Here is a 14,988-nt window from a genome sequence, read left to right as displayed (position 1 = left end):
AATAGCGGCTCGGCGCCATCCGGGCTTGGGTAGGTTCGGCCGGGTGTCGACGCTGACGAACCGCCAGATTGTGTTGCGCCGCCGGCCACAGGGGTTGGTCGCACCCGAGGACACCGAGCTGGTGACCACGCGTGCCCCCGAACCCGCGGCCGGCGAAGCCCTGGTGCGCACCACCTACGTCGGCGTCGACGCGGCCGTGCGGACCTGGCTCGACGACCAGCCCGGCTATCTGCCGCCGGTCGGCCTGGGTGAGGTGATCCGCGCCGCCGGCATCGGCGAGGTGATCGAAAGCCGTTGTCGCGCCTACACGGTCGGCGACATCGTGACGACGTTGACCGGGTTCCAGGAGTACACGACCGTGCGCGACGACCTGTTCACCACGCCGGTGCCCGGCCCGGGCGACCGGGTGGACCAGCTGGCGGTGATGTCGGTCTACGGGCCGACGGGCGCCACCGCGTATTTCGGCATGACCGGGATCGGCCGCCCGCAGCCCGGCGACACGGTCGTGGTGTCGGCCGCGGCCGGGGCCACCGGATCGGTGGCCGGGCAGATCGCCAAGATCGCCGGGGCGCGGGTGGTCGGTATCGCCGGCGGGCCGGACAAATGCCGGGCGGTGGTGCAGGACTTCGGATTCGACGCCTGCATCGACTACCGCAACGACGACCTGCCCGCGGCGCTGCGCCTGCACTGCCCGAAGGGCGTGAACGTGTACTTCGACAACGTGGGCGGACCGATCCTCGACGCGGTGCTCGGCAGGCTCGCGCACAAGGCCAGGGTGGTGCTGTGCGGGGTGATCTCCAGCTATCTCACCGGCGAGCACCCGGGACCGGCGAACTACGTCAATCTGCTCGCCAAAACCGCGTCGATGCAGGGTTTCAACGCCCTCGACGAATGGGGGCGCTTCGACGAGGCGTTCGCCGCGCTGCGCGGCTGGGACGAGCAGGGCCTGCTCACTCACCGCGAAACCATCTTCGACGGCATCGAATCCTGTGTGGACGCGCTCAACGGCCTGTTCACCGGCGCCAACATCGGCAAGACGCTGGTCAGGCTCGCCGGGTCGTGAGCGACGCCGGGGCGATGACCGATTCGCCGAACTCCTCGATGGTCTCCAGTGTGTGCGCGAGGCTGTCCCCCGGCACCGTCACCTGAATCCAGGTCACCCCGGCCTTTTCGAGTTCGGCCACGCCGGAGAGGAATTCGTCGGCGTTGAAGTCGGTGGACCCCGGAGAACCACCCGTGTCGTTGGTGAACGTGATGTCGACGCCGGACGGATCGCGGTCCGCATCCTCCAGGCGGCGCCGTAGGTCATCGATGCCGGCCTTCAGGTGCTCCGACGTCTCCAGCGGCGCCGTGCGGGCGGTCTGCGCCAGCAGCGCCGGGGCCCGGAAAGGGCACCAACCCTGGGCGTACCTGGCGACCCGCGCCCGTGCGGCCGAGGTGTTGCCGCCCACCCAGATCGGCGGCGGGGCGGCCGGCCTGGGATGGGCGGCGATGCCGGCGGCGCTGAAGTGCCTACCCTCGACGGTGACCTCGTCGGTGGTCCAGACGGCGCGGATCACCTTCAGCGCCTCCTCGAACAGTTCGGCACGCTCGTCGAATGCCACACCGAGAGCGGCGAATTCCCGCTTCAGATAGCCGACTCCGACGGCCAGGGTGAATCTACCGCCGGAGATCAGGTCCAGGGTGGCGCCGGCTTTGGCGACGACGAACGGGTTGCGGTACGGCAGCACCACGATGTTCGGGATCAATCGCAGCGTCGTGGTGTGGGCCGCTGCGAAGCCCATCGCCACGAACGGGTCGAGCGCGTCGTGCCCGCCCGCCTGCAGCCAGCGTCGGGTCGGCGCGGGATGGTCGGTGAAGCCGAAGCCGCCGAACCCGGCCTTCTCGGTGGCCGTGGCCACCTGCGCGATCCCGGTCCCGGTGACGAGTTCGGGATTGTAGGGATGGCTGTGCATCGGATGGGTGATCGCAAACTGCATGGCAGCCTTCCGGGTCGTCTCGCCAGAACTTCCTTCTCACTTGCGAGAATGTCGTTACCATGCAGACGGCACAATGTACAGCGCGGCACCCAGGAGGGTCATGAGCAGGCCGGAGATCGGCATCTACCTGCCCCAGATGGGCTTCGCCTTCGATGAGATCCTGCACCGGGCCCTGCGGTGCGAGGACCTCGGCATCGACTCGCTGTGGCTCTACGACCATCTGTACGGGCCGGGCATGCCGGACTATCCGTCGATGGAGGCCTGGACCCTGGCCACCGCGCTGCTGAGCCGCACCGACACGCTGCGGGTCGGACACATGGTGTTGTGCAACCAGTTCCGCCATCCGGTCACGCTGGCCAAGATGGCGACCACGCTCGACCAGATCTCCGGCGGCAGGCTCAGCCTCGGCCTCGGCAGCGGCTCCATCGAGGATGAACACCGTCGCGCCGGCCTGCCGTGGGGCACCTTCGCCGACCGGTCCGAACAACTCGGCGAGACCCTGCAGATCCTGCATCAGGCTTTCGACGACGGCCGGATCGACTTCGCGGGCAAGTACTTCACCGTCACCGACATGCCGATCGCACCGGGCGCGGTCCAGCATCCACACCCCCCGATCGTCGTCGGCGGGGTCGGCGAGAAGTTCACATTGCCGTTGGTGGCGCGGTATGCCGACGTGTGGAATGTGCCGACCTACGCTCTCGGTCAGATCAAGGAGAAGATCGCCGCTTTGCGGTCGATCTGCGACGACGTCGGCCGCGACCCGGGCACCATCACGCTCTCGATCGAGGCGGTGATGGCGCTGGCACCGGATGACGCCGCACTGCCGAAGGTGCGCAGCCTCGCCGAAAAGCGTTTCGGCGGCGAGGGATTCGGATTACACGACACCGACTTGATCGGGACACCGGCCGAGATGGCAGATCGCCTCGGCGCGCTGGTCGAGCTGGGATTCGGCCAGATCGTGTTGTTCACCCACGATCGGGCCTCGGATCAGACGCTGGAACTGCTGGCCTCGGAGGTCATTCCGCAGCTTTGATCTGCGGCGGTTTGTCCACAGATCCGAATCGGTCCACAGATGCTCCAGTAACGACCGCACCTGTCACACCCCATCGGTAGAGTCGCACACATGTTCGAAGGATCGGTTCCGGAGCCCGACCAGCTCGCCGGGCTCTCGGATGCCGAGCTCATCGACGCCGCCGCGGTGACCTCGCGGATGGAGAACGCGGTGTGTGCCCGCAAGCTGGCGCTGATGGCCGAATTGTTCATCCGCCGCGTCGACCTCGCCCCCGATGACCGACTGGACTGGTGGGTCGACCCGGAAGCGGCGGTCACCGCCGAACTGGCCGCGGCGTATCGGATAACCCAGGGGTTGGCGCTGCATCAGGCCTACCGCGCGGTGGTGCTGCGCGACCGCCTCCCCAAACTCGGGGCGCTGTTCCTGCAGGGGTTGATCAGCGAAATGTTGGTGCGCGCGATCATCACCCGCACCGACCTGATCACCGACCCGGACTTGATCGCCGCGGTCGACGCCGACCTGGCCGCCGACATCCTCGGCTGGGGACCGTTGTCGGTCAAGAAGACCGAAGCCGAGATCGACACCATCGTCGAACGCCACGACCCCGACGCCGTACGGAAGAGTCGCGAAGGCGACCTGGGGCGCACTATCGAGTTCGGCAACCCCGGTGATGCGCCCGGGTTCACCACGGTGTGGGCGCGGATGTTCGACGGTGATGCCGCTGCTGGGGAACGCACCCTGACCGCGATGGCCTACAGCGTCTGCGACGCCGACCCCCGCACCCTCGATGAGCGCCGCGAGGATGCCCTGGCCGCCCTGTTCCACGGGATCACCACCCTGGCCTGCCGCTGCGGCAACGGTGACTGCGAGGCTGCCACCAACCCCCGCCCAGTGCAGGAGATCATCGTCTACGCCCTCACCGACCACACCACCGGGCAATCGAGGACGTCCTGCGAGACCACGGCGTCCGAGTCAGAGACAGAAGAAGGAACGCAGCCCAAGCCCGCCGAGCAGACCGACGCAGACACCGACCACGCGCCCGAAGAGCCCGTCCCGGCGCCGGCGTCCACGGCGCGGCGCGGCGCACCCACCCTGATCCCGGGGCGGTCGGGCTACATCTTCGGAGCCGGGCTCATGCCCGCACCCTTCTTCGACGGCATGCTCGACAGAGCCAAGATCCGCGAGGTCATCCATCCCGGTATGTCCGGGCCCGAGCCGCGCTACACCCCCTCACGCGCACTGGCCGAATTCATCCGCTGCCGAGACCTCACCTGCCGATTCCCCGGCTGCGACGCCCCGGCCACGCTGGCCGACATCGACCACACCGTGCCCTACCCACTCGGGCCCACGCACGCCTCAAATTTGAAGTCGCTGTGCCGTTTTCATCATTTGCTGAAAACGTTCTGGACCGGCCCCACCGGGTGGCGCGACCGACAGTATCCCGACGGCACGGTCGTCTGGACCGCCCCCACCGGGCACACCTACACCACCCACCCCGGCAGCCGCCGACTCTTCCCGGCCCTGTGCACACCGACCGGCACGTTGTGGACTGGCGACCCACCAGAGCCGGTGATCAGTAACGGGCGCGGGGCGATGATGCCCAAACGCCGAAACACCCGCGCCCACAACCGAGCCCGATCCATCGAAGCCGAACGCCGACGCAACCGCAAACAACGCTTGATGCCACAAAGTCACACCCCGTGGGAATCACCCACCGGATGGCGCGAACCCGACTACGGCGACGACCCGCCACCGTTCTAAGGGACGGACCTACGTGCGCGCCGGCGAGTAGTTCGGCCGGCCGAGTCCCGGCACGTGCTGGGCGATCATGTTATGGACGGGAAAAGAGGAACGGCTTGGCAGATGGCCGCGAACCCCCGACACTGCTGCTGCCGCCCCAGGCGTGGACAAATCGCCCGTAGAAGTTTGCTCGTATAGGTCGCGCTATCCCGGACAGCTACCTGAATCGACGACCACGGCGCTGGGTACAGAGCTTCTGAATCAACGTCGCGGTGCAACTTTCGCAAACTTCTGCATTGCGCCGACGATAACGGTAGCGTAAATTTACGAGCATACATGCGTGTCGCTATTGTCCTGGGGGGATATCTATGCGCGCTACCGCTTTATTGGCCATTGCTTGCAGCCTGCTTGCCACATCCGTCACCATCAGTGCAGCTCCAGCGAATGCCGACCCGCGGGTCGGCTGTGAAACGATCAGGTGGGGATTGTTCGGTTCACAGCGTCGGACGATCTGTGACGCGCCGCGTTACTCCGACGGTAGCTGGGAACGGGCCCGCGTCATCTGGTCACCAGCCGGTTACATGCCGATTCGCACCTCATGCGGGTCCTACTCGTGCACCACCACAGGTGGCTACCATTACGACGAGAGCATCCAGGCCCGTGAGACATACCTGGTGTTCGACCATAACGTCCTGCCTGACGAACCGCGCTGGATGCCGCCCGGTACCGACATTCTTCGCTAGAAGATTCAGCCACGAATAAATCGCTGCGACTCAGCGCGCGTCAACCTTGGAAGGCTGCTCCAATGTCAGGGCATCGAGAACTGCCGGCAACAGCCAGCAGTTCCGATATGTTTGCTGGCGGCGCGGGTTATCGTCTCAAATCATGGGGAAGGGGGCACAATGAGTGCACCAGGCTGGTATCCAGATCCGTCGGGCAATGGTGGGCAAAGGTATTTCGACGGAACAGCATGGGGGCCTACAGCGCCTCCTCCGCCAACACCGCCTCAGCGCCGCCCGCATAACAACGAACGACGCTTCACCATCCACTATGGCTTTGCTCTATTGGCAATCTTCTCGCTTCTCGGCACGGTCATCCCGACCTTGTTCTGGTTCGCATCAGCAGCCAACGTAGACGTCGAGCCCGGAGCAAGTCAGTCAGAACGTGAAAGCGCCGAAGCGGCAGGCGGCATCTTGGGATTCTTTGGCGTCGGGTGGTTACTCTGGGGCGGAATGTGGACTCTGATATGGGCTGCCTTCGCAGTCCACCACACGCTCCGTAGCCGTAATAGCTGATTAAACGCTCTGTCTCACTCCCGGGCTACGCACGGTAAATGGGTGGCCCCGAATACAGCGCTGCCGACAAGACCAGACATGATGCTCGCAGGGAACTGTTGGTTGCCACCAACGTTTGCGCAACCCAGCAGGTGACCGCAAGTGCAACCGCACAGCAAGTGCGGAAGAGCGCTTCGAACACCCGAGCCCGGTCCATCGAAGCCGAACGCCGACGCAACCGCCGACAGCGCTTGTCCGACAACGACAACGCGCGAGCACACCCGCGATCACCAAGTCACACCCCGTGGGAATCACCCACCGGCTGGCGCGAACCCGACTATGGCGACGACCCACCGCCGTTCTGAGGGGATGGACCTACGTGCGCGCCGGCGAATAGTTCGGCCTGCCGAGTCCCAGCACGTGCTGGGCGATCATGTTGCGGAACACATCCAGCGTGCCGCCGTAGATGCCCACCGGCGCAGCCAGCCGGAACAGATACTCGGCGCTGAGCCCGTTCTCCACCGCCGATGCCGCACCGCCGATGTCCATCAGGTCTGGCGTGATGTCGCGCATCGTCTGCGCCAGGGCGACCCTGCCGAACATGCCCGGCGTGCTCATCGCCGCCTCCAGCCGGGCCACACTGCGCCCCAGGCGATAACCGACCGATTCGTCATCGAGCCGACCGTCGGCCGACACCTCGCCGGCCACCCGGTCGAGCTCCTCGGCGAGCAGCAGCACCTGATCGATCATCACCGCGAGCTTGCTCAATCCGTTCTCGTCGCGGTCGACGGTGCCGTGTTCGGTGTTCAGCGCATCGCGCAACACGGTCCAGCCGCCGTTGACCGGCCCCACCCGGTACCGGTCGGCGACGCGGACGTCGCTGTAGAACGTGATGTTGGTGCGATCCCCGTCGACGGTGCGGAGCGGCTGGATCTCGACGCCGTCCGAGTCCAGCGGGACCAGGAACATCGTCAGGCTCTGGTGCTTGGGCGCCGCCGGGTCGGTGTTGGTGATCAGGAAGACGTACTGGGCGTGCTGGGCGTTCGAGGTGAACATCTTCGCGCCGTTGACAATCCAGTCGTCGCCGTCGCGCACTGCCCGGGTCTTGCAGGTGGCCACGTCCGAACCGCCCTCGGGCTCGGTGTAGCCCAGGCACAACCGGATTCGTCCGGCCAGCACCCCGGGCAGGATCTCGTCACGCAACGACTGGGAGCCGAACCGCGTCACCGCGTGAGCGACCATCGAGGTCGTCCCCCAGTGGAACCACGGGGTATGCGCGCGACCGATCTCCAGTTCCCAGATCCGCCGCTGCACGGCGGTGAAACCACCGTCAGCCTCGGCGCGCCAGTCGCGTTCGAGATACCCGGCCGTGCCGAGGGCAAGATGAACGGTCTCGTCGAAGTTGTCCCCGGTCCGGCGGTCGCGGTCGATGACCTCGTCGGTCACCACCGAGGCCAGGAACTCGCGCAGCTCGGCCTGAAATGCTCGATCTCCCTCGGCGAGGCTGACTTCGGAGAAGTCCACCGTGGCACCTCCAGTTCCCGCGCCCCCTTGGCCGCCCACCTGGCAGCGTGACATTATGGCGTGACTTTGTAAAGACGCGCGGCAGGCGAGAAGGAGCTGGCATGGGAATCGTCACGACGACGTCAGAGACGGCGTTCACCCAATCCCCCGAACAGATCTACGACTTCGTGACGAACCCTGTCAACTGGACCAGGACCTACCCCGGCAGCGCGCATGTCGGCAAGGTGCCGGACAAGCTGCCGCTGGAGGTCGGCGACACCTGGACCGAGACCGGTCCCGACGGGAAGCGGATCTTCACCTGGCATCTGGCGATCGCGATGCGGCCCCGGCTGTGGATGTTCAACTCCGTCGGCAACCTCGGCCACGACAGCGAGGGCAACGGCGGCATGCCGGGCCGGATCAGTGTGCAGTACAAATTCACTCAACCCGCCGACGGCGTCACGTTGTTCAGCCGGACCATGACGGTCGAGGCCTACCGGGAATCACCCCTGCCCGACAACTTCTTCCGCATCGTGAACCCGGCCAACATCGACAGTTACCACCAGGCGATCGCCCGGGAGTTAGCGCAGGAAAGCCCGGCGTAGCGCCGCGCCCTGGATGTCGAAGAGCTGCTCGCTGACTTCCCACTCCGGGACCAGCGAGTCGAAACCGTGGCAGGTGCCGCTGAACACGTGCAGACCGGCGCCGACGCCGGACCACAGCAGTCTCAGCGCGTAGTCGATCGCTTCGTCGCGCAGCGGATCGAGCTCCGAGCAGGTGATCAGCGCGGGCGGCAGGTCGGACAGGTCCTCGGCGCGCGCGGGTACTGCGTCTTCCGGGACCTCCGTACCCGCTCCGTAGTGCCGCCACATCCACTGCACCGCTTCCCCGTCGAAGCCGGGCGTGGTGAGGAACTCCTCTTTCGACGGGGACAGCCGGTCGTCGAGCACCGGCTGGTGCAGCAGCTGGAACACCACCGGCGGCGCACTGCCTGCCGCGGCCCGCTGAGCGAGACCGGCTGCCAGCGCCGCGCCTGCGCTGCTGCCGGCCACGGCGATCATCGCCGCGTCGATCCCCAGTTCGACCGCGCTCCTGGATGCCCATTCCAGGATCGCGGCCGCATCGTCGAGCGCCGCCGGGAACGGATGCTCGGGGGCCAGCCGGTAGTCCACTGACAGCACGGTGCACCGTCCGCGGCGGGCCAGTTCGACGCACTGGCGGTGGTCGGTGTCGAGGTTGCCGAGCACGAAAGCTCCGGAATGGCAGTAGATCAGTGCCCCCGACCCGGGCACGCCGCCACGATAGATCCGCACCGTGACGTGGTGGCCCTGCGGCACCGCGATCTCACGCTGCTCGATCTCCACACCGACGGTGTCGAGTGTCCTCGCAGTCTCGGCCCGTCGTTGGTTCAGCGAGTCCCGCACGACGCCGAGAAGGTGCGGTGACAGGTCGGTGCGCGCGGCCGCGAGGTGGCGCAGGGCGGGGTCGAGGCGCTCAGCGAAGTCGTGGTCGGTCACGGCCGGCCTACCGATTGCGCCGCGGTCTGCGCGCCGACCCGGATGGCGGTCCTGCGCTGGGGTTCGGCGAAGGCGTAGTCACCGGGCTTGAAGAACCGGGTGAGCTGCCAGAACGTGCGGGCGCTGCGCGGCCACTGGGTGACCACGCGGCCGTTGGCGGCGCGGAAGTAGTTGCTGCACCGGGTCAGCCACACGGTGCCCTGCATCCAGGTGTCGATCCAGTCCAGGTAACGCGTCATGACCTCGGACCGTACCTCGATGTAGTTCCGCTTCCTGCGCCGCATGTGCCGCAGCGCCCGCACGATGTAGCGCGCCTGCGCCTCCAGGATGAAGATCACGCTGTTGGAGCCGACGTTGGTGTTGGGCCCGTAGAGCATGAAGAAGTTGGGATAGCCGGGCACGGTCATCCCGAGGTAGGCGAACGCGCCGTCGCGCCATGTCTCGCTCAGCAGCGCGCCGTCCGCGCCGCGCACCTCGATCTGCCCGAGGTAGTCCGCCGCCGCGTAACCGGTCGCGCACAGGACGACGTCGACGTCGAGTTCGGTGCCGTCCTCGGTGAGCAGCGAGCGCGCCCGCAGCCGGCGCGCGGGACTGGAGACCACCTCGACGTGCGGCTGGGTCAGCGTCTGCAGGTAGTCGGTGGCGAACACCAGCCGTTTGCATCCCAGCGGATGGTCCGGGGTGAGCTTGGCGCGCAGCGCGTCGTCGGTCACCGTGGCCTCCAACGAGCGCAGCGCGATGCTCTTGAACTCCTGGGTCTTGTCGCTGCCGTGCTCGATGACCGAGATGTTGGACTCACTGCGCAACCACAGCCGGGTGCGGTAGATCTTCTTGGCCAGCGGGATGTGGGCGAACATCCACTTCTCCCGCTCGCTGTACTCCCGGTCGGGCTTGGGCAGCACCCATGTCGGTGACCGCTGCACCGAATACACCTTGGCGGCCTTCTTCGCCACTTCCGGGACCAGTTGCGCCGCAGTCGATCCGGTGCCCAGCACCGCCACCCGGGCACCGCTGAGGTCCACCGACGGGTCCCACCGCGCGGTGTGCATGATCGTGCCGGTGAACGGTTCCTCCTCGACGAGGTCGGGCATCACCGGCCGGGTGAACATCCCGACGGCCGAGACCACGACGTCGAAGGTGTGCTCGTCGCCGGCGGCGGTGGTCAGCCGCCACGTGCGGGACTCGGCGTTCCAGTGCGCCGACACGATCTCGGTGTTGCACCGCAGGTTGTCCCGCAGACGGTGACGCTGGGCGCAGCGTTCGAAGTACTCCAGGATCTCCTCCTGCCCCGACCACAGCCGGGACCAGCGGGCGTTGAGGTCGAACGAGTACGAGTACAGGTGCGACTTCACGTCGCACGCCAGGCCCGGATAGGTGTTGATCCGCCACGTGCCGCCGACGCCGTCTTCGCGGTCGAAGATGGTGAAGTCGTCGAATCCGGCCTTGCGCAGCAGGATTCCCAGTGCCAGGCCTCCGGGGCCGGCGCCGATGATCGCTACGGACAGCGTGTTGGCCATGGGGATCGTCATCCAATCTTCAGGGACTGCCCACCGTCGACGATGAGCTCCGAACCGGTGATGAAGGTGGCGTGCTCGGAGACCAGGAACGCGACCGCGTCGGCGATCTCGGCCGGTTTGCCGATGCGGCCCATGAACGCCGTATCGGCCAGCCGGGACTGGGTGGCCGGGTCGAGCATCGGGGTTTCGACGGGGCCCGGGAGCACCGCGTTCACCCGGATACCGGCCGGCGCCAGCTCGACGGCGGCGACCTGGGTCAGGCCCCGCAGCGCCCATTTCGACGAGCCGTAGGCGCTGTGGTTCGGGAACGGCCGGACCGCCCCGGTGCTGCAGGTGTTGACGATCGAGGCGTTCGCCGCACCGCGCAGGTGCGGCAATGCGGCCTGGATACCGAGGAACGGGCCCAGGCAGTTGACCCGCCAGCTGCCTTCGAAGCCGTCGGCCGTCTCGTCGGACAGTGACGCACGGTGCAGCACGCCGGCATTGTTGACCAGCGTGCTCAGCGCGCCGAACCTGTCGAGCACCGCCGCGACCGCGTCACCCCACTGCTCTCCGGAGGTGACGTCCAGCTCCACCGCCATCGCCCGGTCGGCTCCGAGCCCGTCGACGGTCTGCCGCAGTTCGTCGACGAGCAGGTCGCATGCCGCCACCAGGAACCCGTCCCGGATCAGCCGGGCCGCGATCGCCGCGCCCTGCCCGCGGGCCGCGCCGGTCACCAACGCGACGCGGTCGGCGCCCATCAGGAGTACCGGCCGAGCGCCTCGGCGAGGTGCTCGGCGGCGCCGCGGCGCAGCGCCTGCGACTCCGAGGCCAGGGTGATCATCCGGAACCCTTTCTGCGCCATCGCATGTCCGATGGAGCCGGTGTTGGCGTGTATGCCGGCGACGAGCCCGGCACCGGCGGTGGCGCGCTGGATGCGCTGCATCGCCGCCGACACGTCGGGTCGCGTCCACGCGTCGGTCGGGCCGTGGCCCAACGCGATCGCGAGATCGGCGGGCCCGACGTAGATGCCGGTGAGCCCTTCGACGGCGCAGATGTCGTCGACCGCGGCGAGGCCGGGTGCGGATTCGATCATCGCGAACACCGACACGCGGTCCTGCAGGCTCTGCGGGTCGATGCCCATGCTCGCGCGCAGCGGCCCGAAGCTGCGCACCCCGGCCGGCGCGTACCGGGTGGCGGCCACCGCCGCCGCGGCCTGCTCGGCCGACTCGACCATCGCGATCACCACGGCGTCGGCACCGGCGTCGAGCACCCGGCCGATCGGTGCGGCGTCGGCGGTGGGCAACCGCACCACGGTCGCGACCGGGACGTGTTCGAGCCGGCGCAGCATCCGGGCGACGTCGGCATCGCTGAGATAGCCGTGCTGGCAGTCGAATCCGACATAGTCGTAGCCGGTTGCGGCGAACTCCTCGGGGCCCAGCACCGTCGGGCCGACCACCCAGCCGCCCCATATCTGGGGCTTGTCCGCCAGCGCGTCCCGGATCCTGTTCGCCATGTCAGGCCGCGATCGCGATCTTGATTCGGCCCGGCACCGGACGCGAGGCGAGCTCGAAGGCCGCGGGGGCCTCGTCCACGCCGAAGGTGTGGGTCAGATACTTGTCCAGCAGCCCCGGGTGGGAGCGCGCGAACGCGTCGGCCTTGGCGAGCACCCGCCTGCGTTCGACCGTCACCCCGGACTTCAGGGTCAGGTTGTTGCGCAGCATGGTGCGCATGCTGATCGGATACGAGTCGTCGTCGGGCACACCGAAATAGAAGACCGTACCGCCGAACGCGGCCGCCTCGACCGCGTGCGACAGGGTCGCCACCTGGTGCCCGACCGCCTCGATCACGATGTCCGGCTTGGCGTCCGGGGGCAGGTGGCTCACCCAGCGGTCGCTGGTGGCGCGTACGACGGTGTCGACGCCGAACGCGGGCCCGACGTCGGTGCGGTCCACCGGGTCGACGCCGGTGACGTGGGCCGCCCCGGCGACTTTGGCCGCGTAGGAGAACAGCAGGCCGATCGAGCCCTGACCGAGGACGGCGACGTGCCGGCCGGTCAGCTCGGGCAACTGCTCGACGGCGTAGAGCACGCATGCCAGCGGTTGCAGCGCGACCGCGTGGGCCGGGGTCAACGAGTCGTGGTAGGCCACCAGACCTTCGCCGTCGGCGACCACCTCCTGCATGAGCCCGTCGAAGCCCGACGCCCACCCGACCACCCGGTCACCGGGATGGTGCGCGGCGTGCCTGCTCGCGATCACCTCGCCGGCGATCTCGTGGATCGGGAAGCCGGTCATCTCGGCGGCGCGGGCGCCGGTGTCACCGGGCAGTCTGCCCTTGGCGCCGCGATACCCGGGCAGGTCCGAGCCGCAGATGCCCGCGGCGAGGAACCGCAGCAGCACCTGGCCGTCGCGGAGTGACTGCGGAGACGGTTGCGGCACATCGATTTTCTCGAATGTGTACGGCGCGACGAGTCGGTAGGCCCACACGTCACACCTCGACTTCGACCGGTAGGTTGTTCCAGCCCCACTGGAAGCTCGACGGCGGCCGCGAGGCGGCGGCGGTGTCGACTCGGAAGGCAGGCGCCCGCTTGAGCCATTCGGTCACCATGATCGTGATCTCCAGCCGGGCCAGGTGTGCGCCCAGGCAGAAGTGCTGGCCCCGGCCGAACGCGAGCAGCCGTTCGATCGGCCGGTTCCAGATGAACTCGTCGGCGCGGGGATATTCGCGCTCGTCCCGGTTGGCCGAGGCGAGCAGCGAGATGATCCGTTGGCCGGGCCGGATGGTGGTGTCGTGCAGGGTGAACGGCCTGCGCAGGGTGCGCGCGAACCACTGGGCCGGCGCGCAGTAGCGGATCATCTCCTCGCGCGCCACGGGCACGTTGACGTCCAGGTCGGACCGCACCTCGGCGAGCTGACCCGGCCGCGCCGACAGTTCCCACAGTCCGTGCGCGACGATCTTGGGGACGGTCTCGGTGCCGCCGATGAACACCCCCAGCATCTGCACGGCCGCCTCCAGATCGGACAGTGCCGATCCGTCCGGCAGCCGGTAGGCCAACAGGTTGTCGACGATCGGCAGTGCGTCACCCTGTTGGGCGCGCCTGCGCTGCACCACCGGTGTGAGGTACTCCAGGTAGCCCGGCCGGGCGTTGGCCACCTCGACGCCGCTGCCCGGTTGCGCCAGGCTGCCTGCGTTGACGGTGGCCAGCACGTCAGCTGCGAGATCGCTTGGCAGGCCGACGAGTTCGCACACCACCGAGGCCGCGACGATCCCGCCGTAGTCCTGGGTCAGGTCGAACCGGCCCAGGGGCAGCAGCTCGTCGAGCCGTTCGTTGGCCAGCACCCGGATCCGCTCACCCAGCTTGGCGACGTTCTTGGGCCGGAACGGCGCCGCGGTGCAGCGGCGGACCTCGTCGTAGATCGGCGCGTCGAAGTTGGCGTGGAAAGGCATGGGGTGCAGGGGCGGGTCGGGCACCGGGCCGTCGTGGTGCCGGGCGAGCACAGCCGCGGCCGGCAGCGTCCCGTCCGACGCGACGAACGTCCCGTCGTTGATCTCCAGTACCCGCCAGATGTCGTCGAACCGCGACAGCGCGTAGGTGTCCCACTTGTCCAGGTAGTAGACGGGATGCTCGTCGCGCAGCACCCGGTAGTACGGCAGCGGGTCGGCCATCACCGCCGGGTCGAACGGGTCGTACGTGAAGTCCTGCGCCGTGGTCACTTCCGCACTCACTGCAGCGGGGACGGGGGCAGGGCGGCCAGGATCGAATCCTCCCAGCCGTCGCGCAGCGCGGGAGCCACGCTCATCCAGGTGACGATCTCGGCCGGCGGGCTGTCCTTCCACGACGGGTAGTGGTTCTCGAAGCAGGCCCACTCCCCTTCCAGCGCCCAGTAGTGGATCACCTCGTTGAACCGGAAGGTGGTGATGAACGAGCCCAGCCAGCGCTTGCCGGTGGATTCCGACCACGGTACGTAGAGTCGTTCGAGCTCGCGGATGTAGTCGTCCTGGCGGCCCGGCTTGGTCTGCATGACCTCCTGAATCACCAGTCCGGCCTTGAAATCCGACTGTTGCAACTGCGCCAGGGTCTTGTTGCTGCGCCCGGCGTACATGATGCGGCCCTCGCCGCGCGCACCGGTCTCACGCAAGTAGGCCGCCCACTTGCCCGCTGCGGCTTCGTGACTGCCGCCGCGCGCCTGGGCCCGGCCGATGCGGGCGTAGTCGGCGAACGCGTCGATCTCCCAGATCACGGTGACCTGCGGCCAGTGCCCGTTGTACGGCGTCGTCTCCCAGAGGGCGAACAGCCGGGCGCCGAGCTCGGCCATCATCGGGTGGTAGACGCCGTCGAACTCGGCGACGAACCGTTCGCTGCCCGCCGACCCGAGGTCGATGGTCTCGTGCAGGTAGAGCAACGTGTGGCTGTGGTATTTCTTCATGTTCACGACATGCTCCTGGTTGACAGCTGCACCCAGCGAG

The 14,988-nt window shown here is 67.8% G+C and carries 14 protein-coding genes; 5 read left to right on the top strand and 9 right to left on the bottom strand.

Translation table 11 applies throughout. The features are described from left to right. The first annotated feature begins 43 nt into the window (after positions 1 to 43). Positions 44 to 1,063 (top strand): NADP-dependent oxidoreductase, encoded by a 1,020-nt coding sequence (locus tag C6A87_RS10550; RefSeq protein ID WP_311117174.1) that lies wholly within the window; start codon positions 44 to 46, stop codon positions 1,061 to 1,063. Here C6A87_RS10550 and C6A87_RS10545 read toward each other — a convergent pair. Then, positions 1,044 to 1,979, bottom strand: coding sequence for a TIGR03619 family F420-dependent LLM class oxidoreductase (locus C6A87_RS10545; RefSeq protein WP_311117173.1), 936 nt, complete (start codon positions 1,977 to 1,979; stop codon positions 1,044 to 1,046). The two genes, C6A87_RS10550 and C6A87_RS10545, sit on opposite strands and share 20 nt — an antisense overlap. A 100-nt stretch (positions 1,980 to 2,079) precedes the next feature. On the opposite strand from C6A87_RS10545, the gene C6A87_RS10540 reads away from it, so the two are divergent. The 3 genes from C6A87_RS10540 (at position 2,080) to C6A87_RS10530 (ending at position 6,026) form a co-directional block, all read left to right on the top strand. Continuing rightward, positions 2,080 to 3,012, top strand: coding sequence for an LLM class flavin-dependent oxidoreductase (locus C6A87_RS10540; RefSeq protein ID WP_311117172.1), 933 nt, complete (start codon positions 2,080 to 2,082; stop codon positions 3,010 to 3,012). Positions 3,013 to 3,102: 90 nt separating this feature from the next. Beyond that, a complete protein-coding gene (locus tag C6A87_RS10535; RefSeq protein WP_311117171.1) occupies positions 3,103 to 4,752 on the top strand; it encodes a DUF222 domain-containing protein in 1,650 nt (549 codons plus the stop codon). 881 nt (positions 4,753 to 5,633) lie between these two features. Then, positions 5,634 to 6,026 carry a DUF2510 domain-containing protein gene (locus tag C6A87_RS10530; protein WP_311117170.1) on the top strand — a complete coding sequence of 131 codons (393 nt, stop codon included), beginning with the start codon at positions 5,634 to 5,636 and terminating at the stop codon, positions 6,024 to 6,026. Between the two features lie 354 nt (positions 6,027 to 6,380). On the opposite strand, the gene C6A87_RS10525 is transcribed toward C6A87_RS10530, so the two are convergent. Continuing rightward, positions 6,381 to 7,529 (bottom strand): acyl-CoA dehydrogenase family protein, encoded by a 1,149-nt coding sequence (locus C6A87_RS10525; protein ID WP_311117169.1) that lies wholly within the window; start codon positions 7,527 to 7,529, stop codon positions 6,381 to 6,383. A 101-nt stretch (positions 7,530 to 7,630) separates the two neighbouring features. On the opposite strand from C6A87_RS10525, the gene C6A87_RS10520 reads away from it, so the two are divergent. Next, complete coding sequence (locus C6A87_RS10520; RefSeq protein ID WP_311117168.1) at positions 7,631 to 8,113, top strand: SRPBCC family protein; 483 nt, start codon at positions 7,631 to 7,633, stop codon at positions 8,111 to 8,113. Here C6A87_RS10520 and C6A87_RS10515 read toward each other — a convergent pair. From C6A87_RS10515 to C6A87_RS10485, 7 genes are read right to left on the bottom strand one after another with little or no spacing between them, the layout of a single operon-like run. After that, complete coding sequence (locus C6A87_RS10515) at positions 8,090 to 9,025, bottom strand: alpha/beta hydrolase fold domain-containing protein (RefSeq protein WP_311117167.1); 936 nt, start codon at positions 9,023 to 9,025, stop codon at positions 8,090 to 8,092. The two genes, C6A87_RS10520 and C6A87_RS10515, sit on opposite strands and share 24 nt — an antisense overlap. Continuing rightward, positions 9,022 to 10,542, bottom strand: a complete 1,521-nt coding sequence (locus tag C6A87_RS10510; protein ID WP_311117882.1) for an NAD(P)/FAD-dependent oxidoreductase — start codon at positions 10,540 to 10,542, stop codon at positions 9,022 to 9,024. Before C6A87_RS10510 ends, C6A87_RS10515 begins: the two co-directional genes overlap by 4 nt. A gap of 8 nt (positions 10,543 to 10,550) precedes the next feature. Continuing rightward, on the bottom strand, positions 10,551 to 11,282 hold the full coding sequence (locus tag C6A87_RS10505; protein WP_311117166.1) for an SDR family oxidoreductase: 732 nt from the start codon (positions 11,280 to 11,282) through the stop codon (positions 10,551 to 10,553). Beyond that, positions 11,282 to 12,037, bottom strand: a complete 756-nt coding sequence (locus C6A87_RS10500) for an aldolase/citrate lyase family protein (protein ID WP_311117165.1) — start codon at positions 12,035 to 12,037, stop codon at positions 11,282 to 11,284. Before C6A87_RS10500 ends, C6A87_RS10505 begins: the two co-directional genes overlap by 1 nt. A 1-nt stretch (position 12,038) precedes the next feature. Next, positions 12,039 to 13,007: a zinc-binding dehydrogenase gene (locus tag C6A87_RS10495; protein ID WP_311117164.1), complete on the bottom strand. Its 969-nt coding sequence runs from the start codon at positions 13,005 to 13,007 to the stop codon at positions 12,039 to 12,041. 1 nt (position 13,008) lies between these two features. Next, positions 13,009 to 14,187, bottom strand: a complete 1,179-nt coding sequence (locus tag C6A87_RS10490) for a cytochrome P450 (RefSeq protein WP_311117881.1) — start codon at positions 14,185 to 14,187, stop codon at positions 13,009 to 13,011. A 56-nt stretch (positions 14,188 to 14,243) separates the two neighbouring features. Further along, the gene (locus C6A87_RS10485; protein WP_311117880.1) at positions 14,244 to 14,948 is read right to left on the bottom strand and encodes an NIPSNAP family protein; all 705 of its coding nucleotides are present in this window, start codon (positions 14,946 to 14,948) and stop codon (positions 14,244 to 14,246) included. Between the last annotated feature and the right edge of the window lie 40 nt (positions 14,949 to 14,988).

The sequence above is a fragment of the Mycobacterium sp. ITM-2016-00317 genome, from assembly GCF_002968295.1.
Classification (GTDB): domain Bacteria; phylum Actinomycetota; class Actinomycetes; order Mycobacteriales; family Mycobacteriaceae; genus Mycobacterium.
This window is presented reverse-complemented; position numbering and strand designations above follow the sequence as displayed.

What these genes read in the sequence shown, in the direction of transcription:
- C6A87_RS10545 (WP_311117173.1), bottom strand. Translation starts at nt 1,979, where the DNA reads ATGCAGTTTGCGATCACCCATCCGATGCACAGCCATCCCTACAATCCC.
- C6A87_RS10485 (WP_311117880.1), bottom strand. Translation starts at nt 14,948, where the DNA reads ATGAAGAAATACCACAGCCACACGTTGCTCTACCTGCACGAGACCATC.
- C6A87_RS10490 (WP_311117881.1), bottom strand. Translation starts at nt 14,187, where the DNA reads ATGGCCGACCCGCTGCCGTACTACCGGGTGCTGCGCGACGAGCATCCC.
- C6A87_RS10510 (WP_311117882.1), bottom strand. Translation starts at nt 10,542, where the DNA reads ATGGCCAACACGCTGTCCGTAGCGATCATCGGCGCCGGCCCCGGAGGC.
- C6A87_RS10540 (WP_311117172.1), top strand. Translation starts at nt 2,080, where the DNA reads ATGAGCAGGCCGGAGATCGGCATCTACCTGCCCCAGATGGGCTTCGCC.
- C6A87_RS10505 (WP_311117166.1), bottom strand. Translation starts at nt 11,282, where the DNA reads ATGGGCGCCGACCGCGTCGCGTTGGTGACCGGCGCGGCCCGCGGGCAG.
- C6A87_RS10535 (WP_311117171.1), top strand. Translation starts at nt 3,103, where the DNA reads ATGTTCGAAGGATCGGTTCCGGAGCCCGACCAGCTCGCCGGGCTCTCG.
- C6A87_RS10520 (WP_311117168.1), top strand. Translation starts at nt 7,631, where the DNA reads ATGGGAATCGTCACGACGACGTCAGAGACGGCGTTCACCCAATCCCCC.
- C6A87_RS10500 (WP_311117165.1), bottom strand. Translation starts at nt 12,037, where the DNA reads ATGGCGAACAGGATCCGGGACGCGCTGGCGGACAAGCCCCAGATATGG.
- C6A87_RS10530 (WP_311117170.1), top strand. Translation starts at nt 5,634, where the DNA reads ATGAGTGCACCAGGCTGGTATCCAGATCCGTCGGGCAATGGTGGGCAA.